This is a genomic window from Microbacterium sp. Se5.02b (genome assembly GCF_019464375.1).
Classification (GTDB): Bacteria; Actinomycetota; Actinomycetes; order Actinomycetales; family Microbacteriaceae; genus Microbacterium.
Genome location: NZ_CP080491.1, coordinates 4,032,264 through 4,054,815, shown reverse-complemented (window position 1 = coordinate 4,054,815; position 22,552 = coordinate 4,032,264). Strand labels below are relative to the sequence as shown.

The 22,552-nt window shown below is 68.9% G+C and carries 18 protein-coding genes and 2 pseudogenes; 9 read left to right on the top strand and 11 right to left on the bottom strand.

What is annotated here, in order from left to right; all coding sequences use genetic code 11:
- Positions 1-93: 93 nt before the first annotated feature.
- The 9 genes from K1X59_RS20360 to K1X59_RS20320 all read right to left on the bottom strand — a co-directional run bounded on the left by K1X59_RS20360 (position 94) and on the right by K1X59_RS20320 (position 10,442).
- Positions 94-1,137 (bottom strand): ABC transporter ATP-binding protein, encoded by a 1,044-nt coding sequence (locus tag K1X59_RS20360; RefSeq protein WP_183151365.1) that lies wholly within the window; start codon positions 1,135-1,137, stop codon positions 94-96.
- Positions 1,137-1,937, bottom strand: a complete 801-nt coding sequence (locus tag K1X59_RS20355) for an ABC transporter permease (protein ID WP_258566972.1) — start codon at positions 1,935-1,937, stop codon at positions 1,137-1,139. Before K1X59_RS20355 ends, K1X59_RS20360 begins: the two co-directional genes overlap by 1 nt.
- Before the next feature lie 2 nt (positions 1,938-1,939).
- Complete coding sequence (locus K1X59_RS20350) at positions 1,940-2,767, bottom strand: ABC transporter permease (RefSeq protein ID WP_183151364.1); 828 nt, start codon at positions 2,765-2,767, stop codon at positions 1,940-1,942.
- Positions 2,764-3,843 carry a polyamine ABC transporter substrate-binding protein gene (locus K1X59_RS20345; RefSeq protein WP_183151363.1) on the bottom strand — a complete coding sequence of 360 codons (1,080 nt, stop codon included), beginning with the start codon at positions 3,841-3,843 and terminating at the stop codon, positions 2,764-2,766. Before K1X59_RS20345 ends, K1X59_RS20350 begins: the two co-directional genes overlap by 4 nt.
- A gap of 41 nt (positions 3,844-3,884) precedes the next feature.
- On the bottom strand, positions 3,885-4,355 hold the full coding sequence (locus K1X59_RS20340; RefSeq protein WP_183151362.1) for a DUF3830 family protein: 471 nt from the start codon (positions 4,353-4,355) through the stop codon (positions 3,885-3,887).
- Complete coding sequence (locus tag K1X59_RS20335; RefSeq protein ID WP_183151361.1) at positions 4,352-5,110, bottom strand: gamma-glutamyl-gamma-aminobutyrate hydrolase family protein; 759 nt, start codon at positions 5,108-5,110, stop codon at positions 4,352-4,354. Before K1X59_RS20335 ends, K1X59_RS20340 begins: the two co-directional genes overlap by 4 nt.
- Positions 5,107-6,597, bottom strand: a complete 1,491-nt coding sequence (locus K1X59_RS20330) for an aldehyde dehydrogenase family protein (RefSeq protein WP_183151360.1) — start codon at positions 6,595-6,597, stop codon at positions 5,107-5,109. The genes K1X59_RS20335 and K1X59_RS20330 overlap by 4 nt, the downstream gene beginning before the upstream one ends.
- Positions 6,598-6,712: 115 nt before the next feature.
- On the bottom strand, positions 6,713-7,738 hold the full coding sequence (locus K1X59_RS20325; RefSeq protein WP_183151359.1) for an Lrp/AsnC family transcriptional regulator: 1,026 nt from the start codon (positions 7,736-7,738) through the stop codon (positions 6,713-6,715).
- A 145-nt stretch (positions 7,739-7,883) separates the two neighbouring features.
- Positions 7,884-10,442 (bottom strand): metallophosphoesterase family protein, encoded by a 2,559-nt coding sequence (locus K1X59_RS20320; protein ID WP_183151358.1) that lies wholly within the window; start codon positions 10,440-10,442, stop codon positions 7,884-7,886.
- 316 nt (positions 10,443-10,758) lie between these two features.
- Between K1X59_RS20320 and K1X59_RS20315 the strand changes: the two genes are divergently transcribed.
- The 5 genes and pseudogenes from K1X59_RS20315 to K1X59_RS20295 all read left to right on the top strand — a co-directional run bounded on the left by K1X59_RS20315 (position 10,759) and on the right by K1X59_RS20295 (position 17,162).
- Positions 10,759-12,054, top strand: a complete 1,296-nt coding sequence (locus K1X59_RS20315; protein WP_220173800.1) for a hypothetical protein — start codon at positions 10,759-10,761, stop codon at positions 12,052-12,054.
- A 48-nt stretch (positions 12,055-12,102) separates the two neighbouring features.
- Positions 12,103-13,529, top strand: a pseudogene (locus tag K1X59_RS20310) (CCA tRNA nucleotidyltransferase).
- Between the two features lie 192 nt (positions 13,530-13,721).
- On the top strand, positions 13,722-15,050 hold the full coding sequence (locus K1X59_RS20305; protein WP_220173799.1) for a GAF domain-containing protein: 1,329 nt from the start codon (positions 13,722-13,724) through the stop codon (positions 15,048-15,050).
- Positions 15,051-15,159: 109 nt separating this feature from the next.
- A complete protein-coding gene (locus K1X59_RS20300; RefSeq protein WP_183151356.1) occupies positions 15,160-16,710 on the top strand; it encodes an aldehyde dehydrogenase family protein in 1,551 nt (516 codons plus the stop codon).
- A gap of 59 nt (positions 16,711-16,769) precedes the next feature.
- Positions 16,770-17,162, top strand: coding sequence for a DUF779 domain-containing protein (locus tag K1X59_RS20295; protein ID WP_183151355.1), 393 nt, complete (start codon positions 16,770-16,772; stop codon positions 17,160-17,162).
- A gap of 21 nt (positions 17,163-17,183) precedes the next feature.
- Here K1X59_RS20295 and K1X59_RS20290 read toward each other — a convergent pair whose 3' ends face one another.
- Positions 17,184-18,098, bottom strand: a complete 915-nt coding sequence (locus K1X59_RS20290) for a LysR family transcriptional regulator (protein ID WP_183151354.1) — start codon at positions 18,096-18,098, stop codon at positions 17,184-17,186.
- A 103-nt stretch (positions 18,099-18,201) separates the two neighbouring features.
- Here K1X59_RS20290 and K1X59_RS20285 point away from each other — a divergent pair, with 103 nt between their 5' ends.
- Together K1X59_RS20285 and K1X59_RS20280 are read left to right on the top strand one after the other, a co-directional pair.
- On the top strand, positions 18,202-19,563 hold the full coding sequence (locus K1X59_RS20285) for an MFS transporter (RefSeq protein ID WP_183151353.1): 1,362 nt from the start codon (positions 18,202-18,204) through the stop codon (positions 19,561-19,563).
- A 20-nt stretch (positions 19,564-19,583) separates the two neighbouring features.
- The gene (locus tag K1X59_RS20280) at positions 19,584-20,330 is read left to right on the top strand and encodes a 3-hydroxybutyrate dehydrogenase (RefSeq protein ID WP_183151352.1); all 747 of its coding nucleotides are present in this window, start codon (positions 19,584-19,586) and stop codon (positions 20,328-20,330) included.
- A 567-nt stretch (positions 20,331-20,897) separates the two neighbouring features.
- Here the strand turns inward: K1X59_RS20280 and K1X59_RS22240 are convergent.
- Positions 20,898-21,023: pseudogene (locus tag K1X59_RS22240) on the bottom strand (TetR family transcriptional regulator); the annotation flags it as partial.
- Between the two features lie 64 nt (positions 21,024-21,087).
- Between K1X59_RS22240 and K1X59_RS22235 the strand changes: the two are divergent.
- On the top strand, positions 21,088-21,786 hold the full coding sequence (locus K1X59_RS22235) for a hypothetical protein (RefSeq protein ID WP_258566971.1): 699 nt from the start codon (positions 21,088-21,090) through the stop codon (positions 21,784-21,786).
- On the top strand, positions 21,696-22,400 hold the full coding sequence (locus tag K1X59_RS22230; protein WP_258566970.1) for a glycosyltransferase: 705 nt from the start codon (positions 21,696-21,698) through the stop codon (positions 22,398-22,400). Before K1X59_RS22235 ends, K1X59_RS22230 begins: the two co-directional genes overlap by 91 nt.
- Positions 22,401-22,552: the final 152 nt, after the last annotated feature.

Below are 22,552 nucleotides of genomic sequence, written 5' to 3'. Positions count from 1 at the left end.
ATCCTATGGCCGCTGCGTCTCAGGGTTCGCGGGATGCCGCGGAAGTACCCCTGGTGAGGATGGCCCGGGGTTCGCGATCGAGCGCCCGGGTCTTCAGGCCGCGGCGATCCAGAGCACGGCACCCTCGCGCCAGCCGAGGCCGGCGGTGCCTTCGGAGATCGGCTCCTCGTGTCGCGGGCGGACCACGCGCATCCGGGTGCCCGCCAGCTCGACGATGTAGACGATGTCGGCGCCCCGGTAGACATGCGCGACGACCTCGACGGTCACCGGAGCGTCCGGGCCGACCACGGGCGAGAGGCGCAGGTCCTCCTGACGCAGCACGACCTCTCCACTGCCATCCGGGCCGGCTCCCGTCAGCGGCACCTGGACGGTTGTGCCGTCGAGCGTCGCGACCGCCCCGGAGCGGGTCGCCGGGAGCAGGTTCGCCGCGCCGATGAAGTCCGCAGCGAACGGGGTGCGCGGTGCGCCGTACAGTTCTGCGGGCGCACCCTCCTGCTCGATCACCCCCGCGTTCATGAGGACGATGCGGTCGGAGAGGCTCATCGCCTCCTCCTGGTCATGCGTGACGAACACGGTGGTGAGGCCGAGGGTGCGGTGCAGCTCCTTCAGTTCGACCTGCATGTCTTCTCGCAGACGAGCGTCGAGGTTCGACAGCGGCTCGTCGAGCAGCAGCACCCGGGGCTCGAAGGCGATGGCCCTGGCGAGGGCGACGCGCTGCTGCTGGCCGCCCGACAGCTGCGCCGGCATCCGATCGGCGAGGTGGCCCATCTGCACGCGTTCGAGGGCACGCACGGCCAGCTCCTTCTGCTCGGCCTTGGACTTCTCGCCCGACATCCGCAGACCGAAGCGCACGTTCTCGACCACGCTCATGTGGGGGAACAGCGCGTAGCTCTGGAACATCATCCCGAGGTGGCGCTTCTCGGGCGGGAGCTTGGTCACATCCTGACCTGCGATCTCGATCGTGCCGGCACTCGGCGACTCCAACCCCGCGATGCAGCGCAGCAGCGTGGTCTTGCCGCAGCCGGAGGGGCCGAGGAGGGAGACGAACTCCCCGGACTGCATCGAGAGATCGATGCCCTTGAGCACTGGGGTGCCCTTGAAGTCCTTGGTGAGCGAGTTGATGGTGAGCGTTGTCATCAGACGAACAACCTTCCCAGACCGATGATGCGTTCGAGGACGATCATGAGGACGACGGTGAGCAGGACCATGAGAGTCGAGACGGCCGCCACGGTGGGCGACGTGCTGAACTCCAGCTGGCCGTAGATGGCGATGGGGAGCGTCTCCAGCTGCGGCGTGCGCAGGAAGAGAGCGATGACCGCATCGTCGAACGAGATGTTGAAGGCGAAGAACGCCCCGGCGGCGATACCCGGCCGGGCGATCGGCAGCACGACGAGCCGGTAGCGGTTCCAGGTGCTGGCGCCCAGGGTGCGTGCCGCTTCCTCGGTGAAGTGGTCGGCTCTGGTCATCACGCCCGTGACGGTGCGCATGACGTAGGGGATGGCGATCACGACGTGGATCGCGATGAGCACGCCCACGTTGGGGGAGCCGATCGTGAGCGAGGCGATGGAGAGCGCGCCGATCGCGAGGATGATCGTCGGGATGGTCAGCGGCGACATCAGCAGCGCCTGGATGGCGGCGCCCCCGGGCACCTGGAAGCGCGTGAGTGCCAAGGCGGCGGCGGTGCCGATCGCTGCGGCGAGGATCGCGACCGTGATGCCGACCAGCAGGCTGAGGCGGAACGGCTCGAGGTAGGTGTCGGAGGTGAGCGCCTCGACGTACCAGTCGAGCGTGAAGCCCTGGCCGGGGAAGGTCAGGAAGCGGTTCTCGCCGACGGAGGCGCCGGCGACCACCATGAGCGGCACGAGCATGTACAGCGTCACGATGACACCGAGGACGATGGCGAGGATCCTGCCGAGGAGGGGAACGGAACGGACCATGGTCACACCTTCTGCTTCCCGAGCCGCGACGTCGCCGCGAGCACGAGCATGACGCCCGCGAACAGCAGCACGGCCTGTGCGGCCGCGAACGACCAGTCGAGGTTGGTGGTCGCGTCGACGTAGATGGTCTGCGCGAACACGGGGATCTGCGCGCCGCCGATGAACCGCGGGGTGATGAACGAGCTCACCGACAGCACGAAGACGAGCGAGGCGCCCGCGACGATGCCGGGGACCGCGAGGGGGAGCACCACGTGACGCAGCGTGCGCCAGAATCCGGCGCCGAGCGTGCGGGACGCCTCCTCGAGCTGCGGCGTGATCCCCGAGATCACACCGAGGATGCTGAGCACGGCGAACGGCAGGAGCACCTGGACCATGGCGATCACGACACCGGTCTCGGTGCCGAGGAAGCCTTGCGTGCCGCCGACGAGGAACTCCGCGCCGGGGATCTGCATCATCAGGCCGGACGGCCCCATCAGGACCACCCAGCCGAAGGTGCGGACCACGACGCTGGTCATGAGCGGGAGGATCACGACGATGAGGAGGAACGAGCGCACCTTCGAGCCGGCGCGGGCCATCACGTAGGAGAGGGGGATGGCCAGGACGAGAGTGATGACGGTCTGGATCACCCCCAGGCGGAGCGAGCGCAGCGCCGCCTGGAGGTGATACTCACTCGTGAACAACCGGGTGAAGTTGTCGAGGGTGAACCCGCCTGCCGACGACTGCACGCTCATGAGGAGCATGCCGGCCACCGGGGTGATGAAGGCGAGCGCGAGCAGCACGATCGCCGGCAGGAGCAGGAGCCAGGGCTCCCTACGGGTTCGGACGCTCATTTGGTGATCAGCGCATTCCACTCATCGGTCCAGGACTGACGCGAAGCCGCGATGTCACCCGGAGCGTAGACGACGACCGTCTCCAGCTCGTCGCCGGTGAGCACGGCGTCCGCGGCATCGCCGGAGAGCTCGGCCTTGGTGTTGACCGGCGAGTACCGCATGTTCTCCGCGAAGACGGTCTGCGCTTCGGGGCGCAGTTCGAAATCGATGAAGAGCTTCGCCAGGTCGGGGTTGTCCCGGCCCTCGACCACGTTCGCCGTGATGAGGGAGGCGGTGGCGCCCTCCTCCGGGACGATGAACTCTACCGGAAGACCCGCGTCCTGCAGCGTGCCCGCGTAGTCCATCGCGTACGGTGCCAGCCAGGTGTCGCGCTGGGCGAATGCCGTCTGCAGGTCGGGCGAGGTCGGGACCACGATCGCGTCGCCAGACGAGGCCAGCTCGCCGAGGTCTGTGATCGCCTGCGACGGGTCGTCGATGCCGCCGCCGAGCGCGTCGGCCACGCGGAGCATCGAGAGCACGCCGTACGTGTTCGAGAAGTCCGTGAGCGCGACGTGACCCGCGTAGGCCTCGTCGAACAAGTCGAGCCACGAGGTGGGTGCCGGAGCGTCCGCCTCGGTGTTGTAGACGAGCCCGATCGGCGCGAGCTGGATGACCGGGCCTTCGCCGCGCTCGAGACCGGCGGTGGCGAGTTCGACCAGGTCACCGGACTCGGAGAGCTCGTCCGCCGCGATCGGCGCGATGAGCCCCTGCTCCGCAGCGGTGAACTCCTGCCCGCCGGAGAAGTGCACGACGTCGATCTGCGGGCTCGCCTTCTGGGCGGTGACCTGCGCGAGGGCGTCGGCGCTGTACAGCGTGATCAGCTCGACCTTCGCCCCGGTCTCCTCTTCGAACGGGTCGACGACGGCCTCGATGAAGGCCTTCTCCCAGTCGCCGCCGAACGAGGTGACGACGATGGTCTCGCCGGCGAACTCCTTGTCGTCGGAGGAAGCCGTGTCGTCACCGGTCGAGCAACCGGCGAGGACGAGGGCGCCGGTGGCGACGAGCGCCCCGGTGGTGAGGATTCTTCGGGTATTCATGCACTGCTCCTTCGGGATGGGTCCAGCACTGAGTGAACGCCTTAGACCAGGCGTCCGATGGTGAGCTGCTTCGCTCCGTCGATGCGGATCGCCGCGCTCTCCTTGGCGAACTCCGCGAGTCCTTCGGTGATGCCGCCCCAGATGTTGACGGGTGTCCATCCGAGCGGGCCGAGAGTACGGGCACCACGATCGTAGAAGACGCCGATCTCGTACCACTCGAACGGCAACCCGCCCATCTGCATCGGACGCTGCCAGTACCACTGCAGGTCACCCGGCGCAGGGACGACCTGCTGGTTCTCGAACGGAACCGTCTCCGGGTCGAAGTTCTGCGCCTCTTCCGGGAGGCCGACCATGACCTCGGGTCCGGCGTACATCGCATGCATCGCCTGCATGGTGACCCGCTTCTCGAGCGCACCCCACATGGCCTCGCAGGTGCGAGGGGCGAGGTCCTCGAACAGGGTGGCGACGGCGCGGACGCCGTTCTCGTATTCGAGGAAGACCTTCTTGGTCATCGTGTTCCTTTCTCTGCAGCGGGGTGTTCCGCTGCGCGTTCACGGGCGGCCGAGACGAACGCCGCGAACAGCGGCATCTCCTCTGTGGCCTCATCGGGGGCGATCATCTTCTCGGGGTGCCACTGCACCGCCCAGAAGGGCCAGTCGCCGTCGGCCTCGACGGCTTCGACGATTCCGTCCGGCGCCCAGGCGACGGCGTGGAGGCCGGGGGCCGGGGTGTCGATCGACTGGTGGTGGATGGTGTTCACGATTCGCCGTGTGGTGCCGTACAGGGCGGCGAGGCGGCTGCCGTCTGCGAGGGTGATCGGATGCCGCGCCGCGAGTTGCTGGTCGGCTCCGCGCACCGGCTCGTGGTGCGCGGTGGCGGGGATGTCGACGATCAGGGATCCGCCGAACGCGACGTTGCTCACCTGGAGACCGCGGCAGATCGCGAGGACCGGGATGCCGCGTCGGCGCGCGCCGAGGGCGAGCGCGATCTCGAACCCGTCACGCGAGGGGTCGTAGGTCTTGGCCTCCTGAGGCTCCGCGCCGTAGCGCGAGGGGTGCACGTCTTCTCCGCCGGACAGGACGAGTCCGTCGAGGCGGTCGAGCACCTCGTCGACGCCCGCGGTCGGCGGCAGCAGCACGACGGCTCCACCGGCGGCCTCGACGGGCGCGGCGTACTCCGTGCCCAGGCTGTGGGCCGGGCGACCGGTGCCGAGGTCGGTGTCGATGAAGCGGCGCCAGGTGGTGATGCCGATGAACGGGCGGGTCACGACAGCTCGATCCAGGTGGTCTTGAGGTCGGTGAACTTCTCCATCGCGTGCAGGCTCTTGTCGCGACCGAAGCCCGAGCCCTTGACGCCGCCGAACGGGATGGTCATGTCGCCCTCCTCGAAGCAGTTGACCCACACGACCCCGGCGCGGAGTCGGCGCGACAGGGTGTGCACCGCGTTGAGGTCGGTGCTCCACAGGGCGGCGGCGAGACCGAACTCGGTGCCGTTCGCGATCGCGAGGGCGTCCTCCACGTCGTCGTAGGCGATGACCGAGAGCACGGGGCCGAAGACCTCGCGCTGCGCGACCTCGTGCGCAGGGGTGACGCCGAGCACGACCGGGGCGAAGTAGCTGCCTCCGTCGACGGCGCGGAAGCGCTCGGCGCTCCCCGCTGCGAGCTCGGCGCCCTCGGCCTGCGCGCGCTCGACGAAACCGGCGATGCCCGCGAGCTGCTTCTCGCTGACGATCGCGCCCATAGAGGTGCCGACGTCGAAGGGGTCGGCGGGCAGGCTCGTGCGTGCGACCTCGGCGGCGATCTCCAGGGCCCGGTCGCGCTGCGCACGGGGCACGAGAAGGCGGGAGGACGCGGTGCACATCTGCCCCTGGTTGTAGAAGCAGCCGTCTGCGGTGGCGCGGACTGCGCGTTCGAGGTCGGCATCCGGCAGCACCAGGCTCGCGGTCTTGCCGCCGAGTTCGGGCCAGACGCGCTTGCCGTTGGAGGCGGCCGCGTAGCCGAGGAACTTCCGGCCCACCTCGGGCGAGCCGGTGAAGGTGACGACGTCGACGTCGGAGTGCTCGCCGAGCGCGCGGCCGGCGATGTGTCCTGCACCCGGCGTGACGTTGAGGACGCCGGCCGGGATGCCCGCTTCGAACGCGAGCTCGGCGAGGCGCAGAGCCGAGAAGGTGGTGTGCTCGGCCGGCTTGAGCACGACGCTGTTGCCGACCGCGAGGGCGGGGGCGAGCTTCCATGCCGTCATGGTCAGCGGGAAGTTCCACGGAACGACGGCGGCGACTACTCCGGCCGGCTCTCGGGTCACGAGGGCGAGGCTGTTCGGAGCGGTGACCGGCATCTCGTCGAGGACCTTGTCGGCGGCCTCGCCGTACCAGCGGAAGCAGTTCACGACGGCGCGCAGCTCGGTCTGCAGCGCCTCGCGGATCGGCTTGCCCATCTCGAGGGAGATGATGAGGGCGAGCTCTTCGGCGTTGTCGTGGATCCGCTGGGCGAAGGCGATCAGAAGCTGCCCGCGTTCCCGAGGCGCGATCCGCGACCACACGCCGGCGTCGAACGCGGCGCGGGCGGAGCGGACGGCGCGGTCCACGTCGGCGGCCGAGGCGGCGGTGATCTGCGGCAGTGCACGGCCGTCGCGCGGACTCACGGGAGCCAGCGGTTCGGCCGACCCCTCCACCCACGCGCCCTCGATGAACATGCGCGCGTGCAGAGACAGCGACGCTGCGCGATCCGCCCAGTCGTCTCCCGTTGCCGTGAACATGGTCGTCCTCTCCAGGGGTGATGGCCCTGGAGAGGATACTCGCTCTATTTCGCCACTAGGTCAAGCTGTAGCGAACGATCTCGCCAATTCTTTACATTCCTGTAACAGGATCGGCCTACAGGCGGATGGCTCCCGTCGGTATGTCATTCGCCAGCGCCGCCGGGGCCTCGTCGACGATCAGGGAACCGCGCAACACCGGTGTGATCACCACGAGCGACTCCACGACCTCCAGCCCGTCATGCCCCGCGACGGCGGGTCCGGTGAGGAACTCGTAGAACGCGTCCGCGTCGGGGACCAGCACGTTCGCGAGGAGTTGCGAGGTGCCGGTCGTCGCGACGATGAACTTCACCTCGGGGGCCGCCGCGAGCGCGGTACCGACCTTCTCGAGCCGCGCCATCGGCACCCGCAGCCACACCAGCGCCTCGAGTCCGAGTCCGAAAAGGCTCGGCACGACCTCGGTGCGCGGATGCATCAGGCCGCGACGGCTCAGCGACTCCATCCGTCGACGGGTGGTCGTCACGTTCAGCCCCAGTGCCCGTGCGAGCTGGGCGACCGGCATCCGGCCGTCCTTCAGCAGAAGCCGGATCAGCGCCTCCTCGTCGTCGCTCAGCGAATCGGCCGGGTCGACTTCGGAGCCGGAGGACTCATCGAGCATCCGGGCCTGCTCGTCGGTGAGCACGCCCGCGCGCCAGTCGTGGCCCGACCGGAAGAACTTCAGCACCGTCGTGACGTTGATCGAGTCGATGCCCTCGAGCTCGGGGAAGTCGGTGAAGAGCAGTTCGCGGATCGAGGCGTCGTCATGGGGGAGCAGCATCCCGGCGATGTCGCTGCTGCCCTCGAGCACCGAGACCGACGAGGCGTCAGCGCGCCGTGCGAGTGTGCGAGCGACGTGCCACAGCGCATGCGGCTCTGTCGTGATGCGGAAGAGCACCGCACGGGCATGCAGCACCCGCGCGGGGTCGACGTACGTGGACACCCGCACCAGTCCGCGATCGAGCAGCCGCTGGCCGCGGCGGGCGACCGTGCGCTCTGGGAGGTCGACCACACGGGCGATCTCTCCCCACGACGCGCGGCCGTTCACCTGCAGGGCCGCGGCGACGATCCGATCGGTCTCGTCGGCCATCACATCGTTCGCGGGCACGGGCTCTCCTTCAGCGGGACGGACTCGGTGGAAGGTTATCCCAGTCCGGCGTACCGCCCGTCCCCGATCACTCGCGAGACGGAGAGCGAAGAAGGGCGCCGCCCGGGCTGAACCCCGGGTGACGCCCTCCAGCGGTTGCGATGGACTACTCCGCCTCGGCCGCCTCCACGGTCGCGAGCTGCCGGCGGCGACGCAGCGCGAACAGGCCGAGACCTGCCGTGAGGAGCACGACGGCCGCGACGATGTACGGCACGCTGTCGGCACCCGTGGTGGCGAGGTCGCCGTCCGCGCCACCGGAACCGCCCGAGCCGTCGCCCGGAGTGACCGCTCCGCCGCCCGACACCGCCGTGACCGTGACGGAAGCCGTGACCTCGGTGCCGTCCGGCAGGATCGCGGCGAGGGTGTGCGCGCCGGCAGGGGTGTTCGCCGGGATCGTCACCGTGCGCTGGAAAGTGCCGTCGGCGCCGGCCGTGACCGTGCCCAGCTGCACCGGGTCGGAGCGCAGCTCGAGTCGCAGCTCGGCACCCTCCGCGAAGCCGCTGCCCGACACCGTGAGTGCGCCGCCGGCCTCGACGGTTGCCGCGCCCAGCTCGATCTCGGCCGGAACCTCGGGCTCGGGGGTGACCGGAGGCGTGATGCCCTCTTCGGTGACCCACTTCTCGCCGGCATCCGACTTCGTCACGGTGAAGGTGTCGTACACGGCGCCGACGGGAAGATCGGTCGTCGCGCCCGGCTGCTTCTCGGCGAGGTAGGAGCGGTAGACGAGCTGGTTCTTCGACACGTCGATCACCTGGTAGGTGGTGACGCCCTGGCCGCGCAGCACCTGGGTGGCGCCGTTGTTGGTCCAGACGTTCTTCTCCGGCGTCTCGAGCTCGTAGTGCTTGGCGCCCGAGTTCGACACCACGTAGACCGGCCCGGTCGTGATGCCGGGGGTCTCGGTCGCGTCCGTGTTCACGTAGCCGCGGGCGTACGTGTGGTCGTGGCCCATGAGCACCAGGTCGATGTCGTTGCGTTGGAACACAGGCACCCAGTCGGCGCGGAGCTTCGGCTCGTCGCGACCCTCGGACGCCGAGAACACCGGCTGGTGGAAGGTGACGACGTTCCACTTCGAGGGGCTGTTCTGCAGGAGCAGGTCGAGCCAGGCGCCCTGGAAGCGGATCCACAGCTCCTCACCCTGAGCGAGAGGGCAGTCCGCACCCGTGCATGAGGGCAGCGCCGGCGGAGTGAGGAAGGTCGCGTCACGGGTCGCGTTCAGCGTGATGAACCGCACGCCCTGGTAGTCGGTGTAATACGCCGTCTCGGCGGCGAACGCACTCCAGTGCTCGAACAGCGACCGGTACTGCTGCGCGGCTTCGGAGTCGCCCTTGGCGAGGTCGGCCAGCTCGCCGATCGAACTCAGCGACGGGTTGTTACGCGGATACTCGAAGGCGGCCTTCCATGCGGTGAGCAGCTTGTCGCCCGAGTACTCGTGGTTGCCGGGTGCGGCCATCACGTTCGTACGGACGGCGGAGTCCTCCATGCCCTTGAACCAGTTCAGCCACTCGTTCTCGTTGCTGGACGTGTTGATCAGGTCGCCCGCATGCACGGAGCCGATCGAGCGCGGAGCGCTGGCCTCGGCCTGCTTCACGACGCTCGGCCACGTGGTGTCGAGGCCGATCTGCGCGTCGCCGTAGTAGATGAACTGGAAGTCCGTGGCGCTGGGGTCGGCCGTGCGGAACTCGTACCAGTCGCTCCAGCTGCCGGGGAGGCCGACCCGATAGCGGTACTCGGTGGCCGCGGTGAGGCCGGTGACCGTCGCGGAGAAGTGCTTGTTCGGGTTGCCGTTCACGACGCCGGCGTCGTAGGCGTCGACGGTGCGGACCTCGCCGCCGGCTGCGGGCGCGATCTCGACCTGACCGACCGTGTGCGACGCATCGCCTGCGAGCCACGAGAACGACTGGGAGATCGCCGGCTGCTCGGTCGGGGTGAGGATGACGCGCGTCGGCGGGGCGATCACGGGGGTGCCGGGATCGGACGCCTCGACGAGGGTCAGCGACGACATGTCGAAGTAGATGTCGGAGCTGGTCTCGCGGTCCTGGAACAGCGAGACGGCGATCGTGTTCGTGCCGTCGTGCAGCAGCGTGCCCTCGGCGCTGAACGTGCTGGTGAGCGGGTCGCCGTTCGAGTCGCCGGCGTACTCGACGTTCGTCGTGTCGGTGATGCGGCCGTCGACGTAGCGGGCGACTTCCTCGCCGTTGATCCAGACGATGATCGCGTCGTCGTAGGTGATGGTGCTCTGCAGTGCGGCGACCTGCTCAGCGACACCCGACTCGAGTTCGAACGTCGTGCGGAAGAAGTAGGTGGGCACGGTCGGGGCCTTGGTGCCGTCGAGGTAGTGGTTCAGGAGCGTCTTCGGCGTCTGGGGCCCGACGGCTCCGAGCTTGCCGTTCTTCGCGCCGAACGAGCCGGGTGCGGTCTTCCACGTGCTGTCGTCGTACGCGGGCAGTGTCCAGTCGCGCAGCGCTGCCGGAGCCGGGGACGGGTCGGACCCGTCGTCGAGGTAGTTCCACGCGGTGGCGTCGGTGATCAGCGACCCGATGGGAACCTCGGGGTCGGGTGCGGCGAGGGCCGCTGGGGCGACGACGGCGCCGCCGAGCAGGGCGAGGAGCGCGACGGATGTCAGTCCGTGACGCCGCCACCGCACCGCAGGGGTGAGGGAGGTCATGTCAGTCCTTCGTGGGGGTGGGGTTCCGTGCTCAGTCGCACGGGGCACCTCCACCCCATCGAAGACGGGTGACCTGGGGTTGACATCGAAGAGGCGGGGAGGTGAACGGCATCGTGGTTCGAATCCGATATCTTGCCGTGCGAGCGCCGTGAGCCGGGGGACCCGTGTCCGCTCGCCCGTGTACCGTCCGTCGCAGAACCGCGCACCAGGAAGGTACGTCGACATGAACCGTCAGTCTCCCAGGAGCATCGTCCGTCGGATCGGCGATCTGTTCGCAGGACACGGAGCCCCGCCCACGCCGTCCATACCCCCGGAGGTGACGGATCCGGGACACGGGGATGCCGTCGTCGCCGCGGAGACGCGCTACGCCGGGTCCCTTCGGCGGGCCGTCGGTGTGGCGGCTTTGGTCGCCGTGCTGCTGGTGGGCATCCAGATCCTGCTCGCGTGGTTGACGGCCACGGGCGGGGCAGCCGCAGGGCAGCGGAGTCCGATGATCTCTCCGGCCACCCTCACCGTGGAACAGGGCGGGACGGCGCTCGTGCTGCTCCTGCCGGCATCGATCGCACTGCAGGTGCTGCTGCGGATGCCCCGTGACCCCGAGAGCACGGGTTTCGAGGACTCCGTCGCCCACCGACAGTTCTGGGGCAGGGTGGCCGTCGTGGTCGCGATGGCGTCGGCGTTCGTGGCGCTGTCGTCGTTCCTCGGGGCGATGGCCGTCAACTTCGGGGCCGGAACGCTCGACGTCGTGCAGATCTTCGGCATCCCGGTCGGCGCGGCGTTGACACTGCTGATCGCCGCGGATGCCGCGGTCCTGGCCGATCTCGAGGCGGAGCGGCTCAGTCTGGCGTCGAGCCGGGCGAACGACGCGGTGGTCAAGATCGAGGACGCGATCACCCGCATCCCCGGGACGGCCGACCCTCATCCCAAACGCTCCCTCGTCGTGCAGGGACTCGTCGTCGGGATCCTGGTGATCGGTGCAGCGACGGCCGGGGTGTTCCTCCTCGTCCGGAACCCGGGGCTGACGGCGGCATTCGCGTTCTTCGCCACGGCGCTGTCGCTGTTCGCTCTGGGAACTGCGACCCAGATCGTCCCCTCACTGCTCCAGGCGAAGATCCTCGATGCGCTGCTGGTCCTCGTGCCTCCGGCTCTCGTCACGCTGGTGGTCGTGCTCGAGGGCTCCACCTCGGCGATGCCGCTCATCGCGGGGACGGACGAGCAGCGCTATCTGCAGGGGCTGGCGTACGGGTTGCTGATCACGGTTCCGCCGGCGCTGATCGTCACCTTCCTGCTCGTCCCTCGAGGCCGCGAGCGGGTGTCGTCTCCCTTGTTCGCGGTGGCCCGAGCCGCGTTGGAGGCTCAGATCGGCCGGCTGCGGAACCAGCAGGAGCGCGCAGCGGCCGCCCCCTGGCGTGTCCTGAGCACGCTGTCGATCATCACGAGCCTCCTGCCTCCGGTGTCCCTGGTGCTCGTGGTCGCTGCGACCTGGCTTCGGAAGCAGAGCGACGATCGACGTGTGGCGCTGCTTGTCGTCGCCTGGGTGTTCACGGTGGTCGTGGCGGTGATGGAGATCGCCGCGCTCGTGATGCTTCCCCTGTGGTGGTCTGCGCTCTAGGAACGGAAGACGCGGATCCGTCACACTCGCCCCGGTACGCTGGAACCCATGCTCAACATGGCCGACGGCCTCGTCCGCCTCGGTGCGCTCGCCGAGAATCCGGTCGTCCGCACCCTCGCGACGGCGTTCGAGAAGGTCGGCTTCGATCTCGCGGTCGTCGGCGGGCCGGTGCGTGACGCGCTGCTGGGCCGAATGACGCACGACCTCGACTTCACGACGAACGCGTCGCCCGACGACATCCTGGCGATCGTCACACCGATCTCGACGGCCCAATGGGACATCGGCCGTGCGTTCGGCACCATCGGCGCGCGTGTGCAGGGCGAGCAGGTCGAGATCACGACGTATCGCGCCGACAGCTACGACGGTGTGACCCGCAAGCCCACGGTCGAGTTCGGCGACACGATCGACGGCGACCTCGTGCGCCGTGACTTCACCGTCAACTCCATGGCCCTGCAGGTGCCCGGCGTGAAGCTGATCGATCCGACCGGCGGCGTGGAAGACCTCGTCTCGGGCGTTCTGCGCACACCGGCCGATCCCCGCGTGTCCTTCGGCGACGATCCGCTACGGATGCTGCGCGCGGCACGATTCAGCGCTCAACTCGGGTTCCGCGTCGATGACGCCACAGCGGAGGCGATCGCGGAGCTCCGCGAGACCCTGAGGATCGTGAGCCCGGAGCGCATCCAGTCCGAGCTCGTGCGCCTCATGCAGACCGACGACCCGGTGCGGGGCATCCGCGTGCTGGTCGACACGGGCCTGATCGACGAGTTCCTGCCCGAGGTCACCGAACTGCGCCTCGAGGTCGACGAACATCACCACCACAAGGACGTCTACGAGCATTCGCTGACCGTGCTCAGTCAGGCGATCGAGCTCGAACACGTGCGTCATCCCGGCGCGGCGCCCGATGTGCCGCTGCGCATCGCCGCACTGCTGCACGACATCGGCAAGCCGCGCACCCGCAAGCTCGAGCCGGGGGAGTGGTCACGTTCCACCACCACGACGTGGTGGGCTCGCGGATGGCGCGCAAGCGGCTGCAGGCACTGCGCTTCGACACCGACACCACGAATGCCGTCGCCACGCTCATCGAACTGCATCTGCGCTTCTTCGGGTATGCGGAGGGAGCGTGGACCGATGCCGCGGTTCGCCGCTATGTCCGCGACGCCGGCGATCTGCTGGAGCGCCTCCACATCCTCACCCGTGCCGACGTGACCACGCGGAACAGGCGCAAGGCCGGTCGTCTGTCGAGCGCCTACGACGACATCGAGTCGCGCATCGCCGCGCTGCGCGAACAGGAGGAGCTCGACTCGATCCGTCCCGAGCTCGACGGCAACCGCATCCAGCAGGTCCTCGGCATCGCGCCGGGGCGGGAGGTCGGAGAGGCGTACAAGTTCCTGCTCGATCTGCGTCTGGACGAGGGAGTCCTCGGCGACGAGGTCGCGGAGCAGCGCCTGCGCGAGTGGTGGGCCGCCCGCGGCTGACGCCCCGTCCCGGTGCACCTGTCGGGAGGATGTGCACCTGTCGGGAGGTCTTGCGGCGATTCGTCCGGCAGGGGTCCGCGCTCCCGACAGATGGGACGCGGCGGACCGGGGTGCCGCCAGAGCGGGCTATTCCGCCCGTGGCCTCGCGCTCGTACACTGAAGCAACGCACGTGCTCGAGATCGGAGACCGCTGTGTCTGCGCCGTGGCAGGTATCCCGCGAGTCGCTCCCCGCGACGTCACGACTGCTCGTCGAGCGTGCGCATGAGGAACTGGTCGCCGGCAACCTCCACGACCGGCGGCTGCAGGAGGTGCGTCCACTCGTCCGCGAATCGTGGGAGCGATCCTGGCGACGTCGCGTCGGCCCGGAGGGTGCTCCGCCGATCGACCTGGTGAGCGAGGAGCTCGAGGCGTATCGTCTCGCGCACCCGCTGGCATCGGCGATGGACATGATCCGTGCGCTGCTGCTGCCGGGAGAAGCGGCGGACACCGGTGTGATCATCGCCGTGGGTGACCAGGCGGGGCGACTGCTGTGGATCGAGGGGGACCGTCAGCTGCGTTCGCTCACCGACGACATGGGTTTCGTCGCCGGAGCGAACTGGTCGGAGGATGCCGTCGGCACGAGTGCACCAGGGACCGCTCTCGCCCTCGGCCGCTCGGTGCAGATCAGGGGAGCGGAGCACTACAACCGGCTGGTGCATCCGTGGTCGTGCACGGCCGCACCGGTGCGCGACCCCGAGACGAAGCGCGTGCTCGGAGTGATCGACATCACCGGCGGCCCCGACGTGGTCTCGCCCCAGGCGCGGCTGCTGGTCGATGCGACCGCGCGTGCCGTGGAGTCCGAGCTGATGGTCGCGCGGCTGCAGGCGCGGAGCGAGACGCCTCGCACGAAGTCCCCGTCGAAGGCGCGCACCCCGGTGACGTCCCGTGCGACTCTGCACGTGCTCGGGCGTGACAGGGCACGGTTGGAGACCGAGTCGGCGCACGGCGAGTCGATGGTCGAACTCAGTGCACGGCACGCCGCGATCCTGTTGATGCTCGCCGTGCACCGCCAAGGCCTCTCGGCAGAGCGCCTGTGCGAACTCGTGTACGGGCCGGAGGTATCGCCGGACACTCTGCGGCCGGAGATGGTGCGGCTGCGCAAGGTGCTCGAGCGCACAGCGCCGGACCTCGTGCCCGAGTCGCGCCCGTATCGCCTGCCCGTCGCCCTCGACACCGATGCGCAAGACGTGCTGTCGCTCCTCGACCGCGGGGCGCACCGCGTGGCACTGACCGCCTATCGAGGACCGGTGCTTCCCGAGTCGACGTCGCCGGGGGTGGAGGAGTTCCGCGAGAGCGTGCGTGCGGCGCTGCGAGAGGCGATGCTGTCGGAGGCGAGCCTCGACGTGCTGCTCTCGTACGCCGAGATCCCCGAGGGCCAGGCCGACGCCGAAGCGCTCCGGCTCGCCCTGGAGATGCTCCCCGCGCGCTCGCCGAAACGCGCCGGACTCGTCGCGCGGATCGAACGCCTCACGGCCGACTGACCTCGAGACCGCAACCAGGTGCAACGTTGCGCATCGGGGTGCAACGTCGCGCGACCTACCTTCGGAGAAAGCCGCACACCGAAGCGCGGCCCCGTCGAAGGAGACCCCCATGAGCATCGTCGAAGAAGACGTGTCCCTCGCCTATGCGGCCCCCGGCCAGCCGGGCGCCCTCGCGAACTATCGCCCCCGGTACGGTCACTACATCGGCGGCGAGTTCGTCGATCCCGTCAAGGGCCAGTACTTCGAGAACGTCAGCCCCGTCAACGGCAAGCCCTTCACCGAGGTCGGGCGCGGCACGAGCGAAGACATCGATCGTGCGGTCGACGTGGCCTGGAGCGCGTTCGCGACCTGGGGCAAGACCAGCCCCGCCGAGCGTTCGGTGATCCTCAACCGCATCGCCGACCGCATCGAACAGCACCTCGAGGAGATCGCGGTCGCCGAGACCTGGGAGAACGGCAAGCCCGTGCGCGAGACCCTCGCCGCCGACATCCCGCTCGCCGTCGATCACTTCCGCTACTTCGCCGGTGTGCTGCGTGCTCAAGAGGGCGGCATCAGCCAGCTCGACGAGAACACCGTCGCGTACCACTTCCACGAGCCGCTGGGTGTGGTCGGGCAGATCATCCCCTGGAACTTCCCGATCCTGATGGCCGTGTGGAAACTCGCGCCGGCGCTCGCCGCGGGCAACTGCGTCGTCATCAAGCCGGCCGAGCAGACTCCGGCCTCCCTGCTGTTCCTGTTCGACATCATCGGCGACCTGCTGCCAGCCGGTGTCGTGAACATCGTCAACGGATTCGGCATCGAGGCGGGGGCTCCGCTCGCGCAGCACAAGCGGATCCGCAAGGTCGCCTTCACCGGAGAGACCACGACCGGGCGGCTGATCATGCAGTACGCGTCGCAGAATCTGATCCCCGTGACGCTGGAACTCGGGGGCAAGAGCCCGAACGTGTTCTTCGAAGACGTCGCGCGCTCGACCAGCGATCCCTTCTACGACAAGGCGCTCGAGGGCTTCACGATGTTCGCGCTGAATCAGGGCGAGGTGTGCACGTGCCCGTCGCGCGCTCTCATCCAGCGTTCGATCTACGACGGATTCCTCGCCGACGGTCTGGAGCGGGTCGGGAAGGTCGTGCAGGGTAACCCGCTGGATCCGGCGACCATGATCGGCGCCCAGGCGTCGAACGATCAGCTCGAGAAGATCCTCAGCTACATCGACATCGGAAAGCAGGGCGGCGCGCGGCTGCTCACCGGCGGAGAGCGCGTCGACCTCGGTGGCGATCTGAGCGAGGGCTTCTACGTCGCTCCGACCGTGTTCGAGGGCACGAACGACATGCGCATCTTCCAGGAGGAGATCTTCGGTCCCGTGTTGTCGGTCACGTCGTTCGACGGCTTCGACGACGCGATCTCGATCGCCAACGACACGCTCTACGGACTCGGCGCCGGGGTGTGGAGCCGCAGCGGCGACACCGCGTATCGGGCGGGCCGTGCGATCGAGGCCGGTCGGGTGTGGACGAATACGTATCACCAGTACCCGGCGCACGCGGCCTTCGGCGGGTACAAGCAGTCGGGCGTGGGCCGCGAGAACCACAAGATGATGCTCGACCACTACCAGCAGACGAAGAACCTCCTCGTCTCGTACGCGGAAGGGCCGATGGGCTTCTTCTGAGCTCGCTTCCGGGCGGGCGTTGCGGCGTCCGCCCGGATCCATCCTCGAAGGGCGGAACCATGGTCAGCATCGGCACCTACCAGCGGGTCGACGTGACGGATGCTGCGGCGTCACTCGTCCGCGACCTGACCGCGCAGCACGGTCCCCTCATGTTCCATCAGTCGGGCGGGTGCTGCGACGGCTCTGCGCCCATGTGCTACCCCGTCGGCATGTTCCTGACCGGAGCGTCGGACGTGCTCCTCGGGCGTCTCGACGTCGGACTCCCGGATCCGGTCGAGGTGTTCATGTCGGAGTCGCAGTTCGGGTACTGGAAGTACACGCACCTCACGATCGACATCGTGCCGGGGCGCGGTGCCGGCTTCAGCGTCGAGGGGCCGACCGGGATGCGCTTCCTGATCCGGTCCCGGATGCTGAACGACGCGGAACTGGAGTACTTCGGGCTGACCGCCTAGTCCGCTTTGCGCGGGCGACGCTCACCCGGTGACGCCGTCGAGCAGCGCCTTCGATGCGCGGGTGCGCGCATGCAGAGCCTCGGCGAGGGCCGCGACGGCGGGGAGGCGCAGCGACTCGGGGCGCGCGACCAGATAGTACGGGAGCTTCTCGGCGAAGACCGACGGCAGCAGCCGCACGAGGTCGTCGTGCCGGTCGGCTGCGAAACAGGGGAGGAGTCCGATCCCCGCACCCGCCCTCGTGGCCTCGACGTGCACGAACACGTTCGTCGAGGTGAGGCCGTCCTGCATGTGCGGAACGAGACGGCGAGGCAGATCGAGGGCGTCGACCTGCAGCATCGAGTCGACGAAGTACACCAGTCGGTGCTGCTCCAACTCTTCCCGGGTCGCAGGCGTTCCGGTGCGCTCCAGATAGTCTCGCGCCGCGTACATGCCGAGCGTGTAGGTGCCGAGCTTCACGGCCTGCGCCCGACTGGTCTGCGGAGCGCCGACCACCACCTCGAGGTCGAGGCCGGCGCGGTGCTCGGCTGCGCGTCGTGTCGCAGCGACGATCTCGACCGTGAGTCGCGGATGCGTGAGACGCAGCTCGGCGACGGCCGGCGCGGCGATGTAGGCGCTGAAGCCGTCGGTGGCCGACATGCGGATCACACCGGAGATCGGGTCGGGGGCGTCGGCATCGCTTCCGTCGAGCTGCGAGAGCGCGGCCTCGATGCGTCCGGCACTCTCCGCGGCCGACCGGCCGAGATCGGTGAGCTCCCAGCCCGCAGGGGATTGCGCGAGCACGCGCCCGCCCAGCGCTCCTTCGAGTGCGGCGATGCGGCGGGCCACCGTCGTGTGGTCGAGCCCCAGGTGCACGGCGGCGCTGGTGTAGCGTCCGGTGCGCGCCACGGCGAGGAGCACGAGCAGATCGTCGGCGCGAGGGCGCAGGGCGGGATTCATTCTGCAATTATGCACATGGGATGTGCAGCACTGGGCGTTGATGCAGATGGCCGGATCGCGAACACTTGACCGTGGTGTCACCGTCGACACCCGAAGGAGAGACATGACATCTTCCGTGAGTGCGGCGTCGACCACGCCGCCCGTATCCACCTCCAAGCTCAAGCGCGTCGTCGCCGCCTCCATGGCCGGAACGGTCGTCGAGTGGTACGAGTTCTTCCTCTACGCCACGGCCGCGAGCCTCGTGTTCGGCACCTACTTCTTCCCCGCCACGGGGTCTCCGCTCGACGGCATCATCGCGGCGTTCGTCACCTACGCGGTCGGTTTCATCGCGAGACCGCTGGGCGGCATCGTCTTCGGTCAGATCGGTGACCGGTTCGGCCGCAAGCCCACGCTGCAGGCGACGATCGTCATCGTCGGGGCGGCGACCTTCCTGATGGGATGCCTGCCCGGGTTCCAGAGCATCGGCTACTGGGCGCCTGCCCTGCTCGTCGCCCTGCGGTTCCTGCAGGGCTTCGCCGTCGGCGGCGAATGGGGTGGCGCGGTGCTGCTGGTCGCGGAGCAGAGTCCCGATCGCTCCCGCTCGTTCTGGTCGAGCTGGCCTCAAGCGGCGGTGCCGGTCGGGAACCTGCTGGCCACGCTCGTGCTCCTCGTGAGCTCCTGGGTCATGAGCCCGGCCGCCTTCCTCGAGTGGGGGTGGCGCATCGCGTTCTGGCTCTCGGCCGTGATCGTCCTGGTCGGCTTCTACATCCGTCGGCACGTCGAGGAGGCGCCGATCTTCCTGGAGGCCAAGGCGCAGGTCGAGGCCGAGAAGGCGACTTCGTACGGGGTGGTCGAGGTGCTCCGCCGTTACCCGAAGGGCATCCTGCAGGCGATGGGGCTCCGCTTCGCCGAGAACATCGTGTACTACATCGTCGTCAGCTTCACGATCGTGTATCTGAAGACGGTGCACGAGTACGACACGAGCCAGCTGCTGCTCGCCCTCCTCATCGCCCACGTCGTGCACTTCGCGATCATCCCGCAGCTCGGCCGTCTCGCCGACCGTTGGGGACGCACGCCCGTCTACCTGACCGGGGCGATCCTCAGCGCCACATGGGCCTTCTTCGCGTTTCCGATGTTCGACACGCTCAACCCCGTGCTGATCGTGCTCGCCGTGACCATCGGACTCTGCTTCCACGCGTTCATGTACGCGCCGCAGCCGGCCGTGATGTCGGAGCTCTTCCCGACCAGAATGCGGTACTCCGGGGTCTCGCTCGGATCCCAGGTCACCGCGATCCTCGCCGGGTCGCTCGCTCCGATCCTCGCGATCCAGTGGCTGCGCGACTTCGGATCCTGGTTGCCGATCGCGATCTACATCGTCGCCGCCTGCGTGGTGACCGCGATCGCCGTGTTGTCGCTGCGAGAGACCAGGGGCATCTCGCTGCAGTCGATCGACGACGCCGACGCGGCCCGCGCCGCTGCGGTCTGACGTCACGAGGGGACTGACCCATGACCGATCTTCGAGGACGCACGGCTCTCATCACGGGGGGAGCGAGCGGCATCGGCGCGGCATGCGTCCGCGCGTTCGCGGGGGCAGGTGCCCGTGTGATCGTGGCCGACATCGACGGCGATGCGGCGCATGCGCTCGCGGCGGAGGTCGGCGGCGAGGCCTGGCAGGTCGACCTGTCCGACTCCGCCGCGCTCGCCACCCTGCACCTCGAGGTCGACATCCTCGTGAACAACGCGGGAGTCCAGCACGTGAGTCCGATCGAGGAGTTCGAACCTGAGCGCTTCTCGTTCATCCTGCGCCTCATGCTCGAAGCGCCGTTCCTCCTCATCCGCGCCGCGCTGCCGGGGATGTACGAGCGGGGCTTCGGCAGGGTCATCAACGTCTCGAGCGTGCACGGCCTCCGCGCTTCGGCCTACAAGTCGGCCTATGTCTCCGCGAAGCACGGGCTGGAAGGGTTGTCGAAGGTGACCGCGCTGGAGGGGGGACCGCGCGGCGTGACGAGCAACTGCATCGATCCCGGGTACGTCCGCACGCCGCTCGTCGAGAAGCAGATCGCCGATCAGGCCCGGCTCCACGGAATCCCCGAGAGCGAGGTCCTCGAGAACGTGATGCTGACCGAGTCGGCGATCAAACGGCTCGTCGAACCCGCCGAGGTCGCCTCGCTCGCGCTCTGGCTCGCGGGCGACACCGCGGGCATGGTGACCGGCGCCGGCTACACCATGGACGGCGGCTGGTCCGCGCGTTGATGCCGACGGCGGCGCACCGGGTTTCTGCATCGGCGCGGGTCGCTCGACACCGTCAGGGGTGCGCTCGATCTCGGCGATCACCGCGGCGCGCAGCCATGCCGCGTACCGCTCGGCGCCCCAGCCCGACTGCACGACGAGCTGCTGGTAGCTCTCGGGCGAGAGCAGGAACGACAGCGCATCGGCGGTCGAGGCCTCGTCGGCGCGAGGAGAAGCGATGTGGCGACGCACGAGCTCGGACACGAGCAGGCGGTAGTCGGCGCGGCGATGCTCGAGGATGCGGTTCAGGGCGTCGTCGACGACCGGGTCGGACAGCGCGGCGCCGAGCAGCACCGTCCACAGGCCGTGACCGCGTGCATTCGCCGTCGTGATCGTGGTCAGCACCGCATCGAGGAAGATGTCGTCCGGGAGATCGGTGACGCCGGCGGCGACCTCCGTGTCGGCGAGCGTCTCAGCGGCTTCGGAGCCGGAGAATGTCACCTCGAAGGCGGCGATCAGCAATTCCGCCTTGACTGCCGTGGTCTTCACGGTCTCCGCCGAGACACCGGCCTCGCGCGCGATCGCGGCGATCGTGGTGGCCTGATAGCCCTGGGTGGCGAACAAGCGTGCGGCTGCGATGACGATACGCGTGCGGGTCTCCTGCGCCTGACGGGCGCGCAGGGCGGACTTGTAGGCGCGGGGAGCAGCCTCGACCATTGACTTTCCTTACGGGGTGATGAATACTTCGACGGTACATTCAATCTTAGGGAAAGAACCCGCCATGTCCAGTTACCTCATCACGTGCACGCCCGCGCACGGCCACGTCGTGCCGCTGCTGCAGATCGCCCGCCACCTCCTGGCCCAGGGCCACGACGTCGGCTTCCTCACGAGCAGTCGCTATGCCGAGCGGGTCGAAGCCGCGGGCGCGCGCTTCCTTCCGCTCCCCGCCGAAGCCGATGTCGACCTCGACGACGCCGACGGCGCCTTCCCGGAGCGCGTCGGTCTCACAGGCCCCGCGGCGCTGCGCTTCGACATGAGCACGCTCTTCGTGCGCCCCGGAGCCGCGCAGCTCGCCGCCGTCCGTGCCGAACTCGATGCGCGACCGGTCGACGCCGTCCTCACCGAACCACTCTTCGTCGGGGGTGCGCTCCTGCAACTGCTCCCGGCCTCCGAGAGGCCCCCGGTCGTCGTGCTCGGCATCTTCCCGCTCGGGGCGCGCAGCAAGGACACGGCGCCGTTCGGTCTCGGCGTCACTCCGATGCCGGGGCCGTTCGGCCGACTCCGCAATGCCGCCCTGCGCACGGTCGCCGAGCGGGCGATCTTCGGGGGCGTCCAGAAGGAGGCCGACGAGATGGCGCGGCGAGAGGTGGGGCGCGACCTCGGGGTTTCGTGCTCGACTGGGCCGGGCGCGCCGACGCCTACGTGCAGTTCACGGTGCCGGAGTTCGAGTACCCGCGTCCCGATCTCCCGGCGGGCGTGACCTTCGCGGGGCCGTTGCCGTCGCTGGCTTCCGACAGCACGGCGCCGGACTGGTGGGCCGACCTCGACGGTTCGCGTCCGATCGTCCATGTCACGCAGGGCACCATCGCGAACTCCGACTTCGGGCAGCTCGTCCTGCCGACGATCGCGGCGCTCGCGGCCTCCGACGCCCTCGTGGTGGTGTCGACGGGCGGACGTCCGGTCGACGCGCTGACCGGACGGCTGCCCGACAACGTTCGGGTGGCGGAGTACCTCCCCTACGACAGGCTTCTGCCGCTCGTCGATGTGCTGGTCACGAACGGCGGATACGGCGGGGTGCAGCAGGCTCTCGCGCACGGGATCCCGCTCGTGGTCGCCGGTCAGACCGAAGACAAGGTCGAGGTGTGCGCGCGCGTGGGGTGGTCGGGGGCCGGCGTGAATCTGCGCACGAGCACCGCGACTCCGGCGAAGGTCGCGAGCGCCGTCGAGCGGGTGCTGACCGATCCCTCGTTCCGCGCGAACGCCGAGCGGATCGGCGCGTCCATGGCGTCCGCGGACGCCTGGCGGTCACTGGACGGCGCACTGGACGACATCGTCGGACGGTGGCTCATCTTCCGCGGCGGCGCCCGTCGCTGACCCGCGGATGAAAGCGCATTCCCGCGCATGGATGCAACGCGTTGCAACCCCGTCCGGTATACCATTCTCCTATACGCCCAGCAGTGTCAGTCCCCAGCTGACGATGGGCGGGGCGGCTCAGCCGCCATGCGGAGGGAGAGTCGATCTTCTTT

Bases quoted from the DNA above. Each gene is read 5' to 3' on its own strand.
- K1X59_RS20300 (WP_183151356.1), top strand. From the start codon at position 15,160: ATGAGCATCGTCGAAGAAGACGTGTCCCTCGCCTATGCGGCCCCCGGC.
- K1X59_RS20320 (WP_183151358.1), bottom strand. From the start codon at position 10,442: ATGACCTCCCTCACCCCTGCGGTGCGGTGGCGGCGTCACGGACTGACA.
- K1X59_RS20330 (WP_183151360.1), bottom strand. From the start codon at position 6,597: ATGTTCACGGCAACGGGAGACGACTGGGCGGATCGCGCAGCGTCGCTG.
- K1X59_RS22235 (WP_258566971.1), top strand. From the start codon at position 21,088: ATGTCCAGTTACCTCATCACGTGCACGCCCGCGCACGGCCACGTCGTG.
- K1X59_RS20290 (WP_183151354.1), bottom strand. From the start codon at position 18,098: ATGAATCCCGCCCTGCGCCCTCGCGCCGACGATCTGCTCGTGCTCCTC.
- K1X59_RS20340 (WP_183151362.1), bottom strand. From the start codon at position 4,355: ATGACCAAGAAGGTCTTCCTCGAATACGAGAACGGCGTCCGCGCCGTC.
- K1X59_RS20355 (WP_258566972.1), bottom strand. From the start codon at position 1,937: ATGGTCCGTTCCGTTCCCCTCCTCGGCAGGATCCTCGCCATCGTCCTC.
- K1X59_RS20345 (WP_183151363.1), bottom strand. From the start codon at position 3,843: ATGAATACCCGAAGAATCCTCACCACCGGGGCGCTCGTCGCCACCGGC.
- K1X59_RS20285 (WP_183151353.1), top strand. From the start codon at position 18,202: ATGACATCTTCCGTGAGTGCGGCGTCGACCACGCCGCCCGTATCCACC.
- K1X59_RS20295 (WP_183151355.1), top strand. From the start codon at position 16,770: ATGGTCAGCATCGGCACCTACCAGCGGGTCGACGTGACGGATGCTGCG.
- K1X59_RS20360 (WP_183151365.1), bottom strand. From the start codon at position 1,137: ATGACAACGCTCACCATCAACTCGCTCACCAAGGACTTCAAGGGCACC.
- K1X59_RS20350 (WP_183151364.1), bottom strand. From the start codon at position 2,767: ATGAGCGTCCGAACCCGTAGGGAGCCCTGGCTCCTGCTCCTGCCGGCG.
- K1X59_RS20280 (WP_183151352.1), top strand. From the start codon at position 19,584: ATGACCGATCTTCGAGGACGCACGGCTCTCATCACGGGGGGAGCGAGC.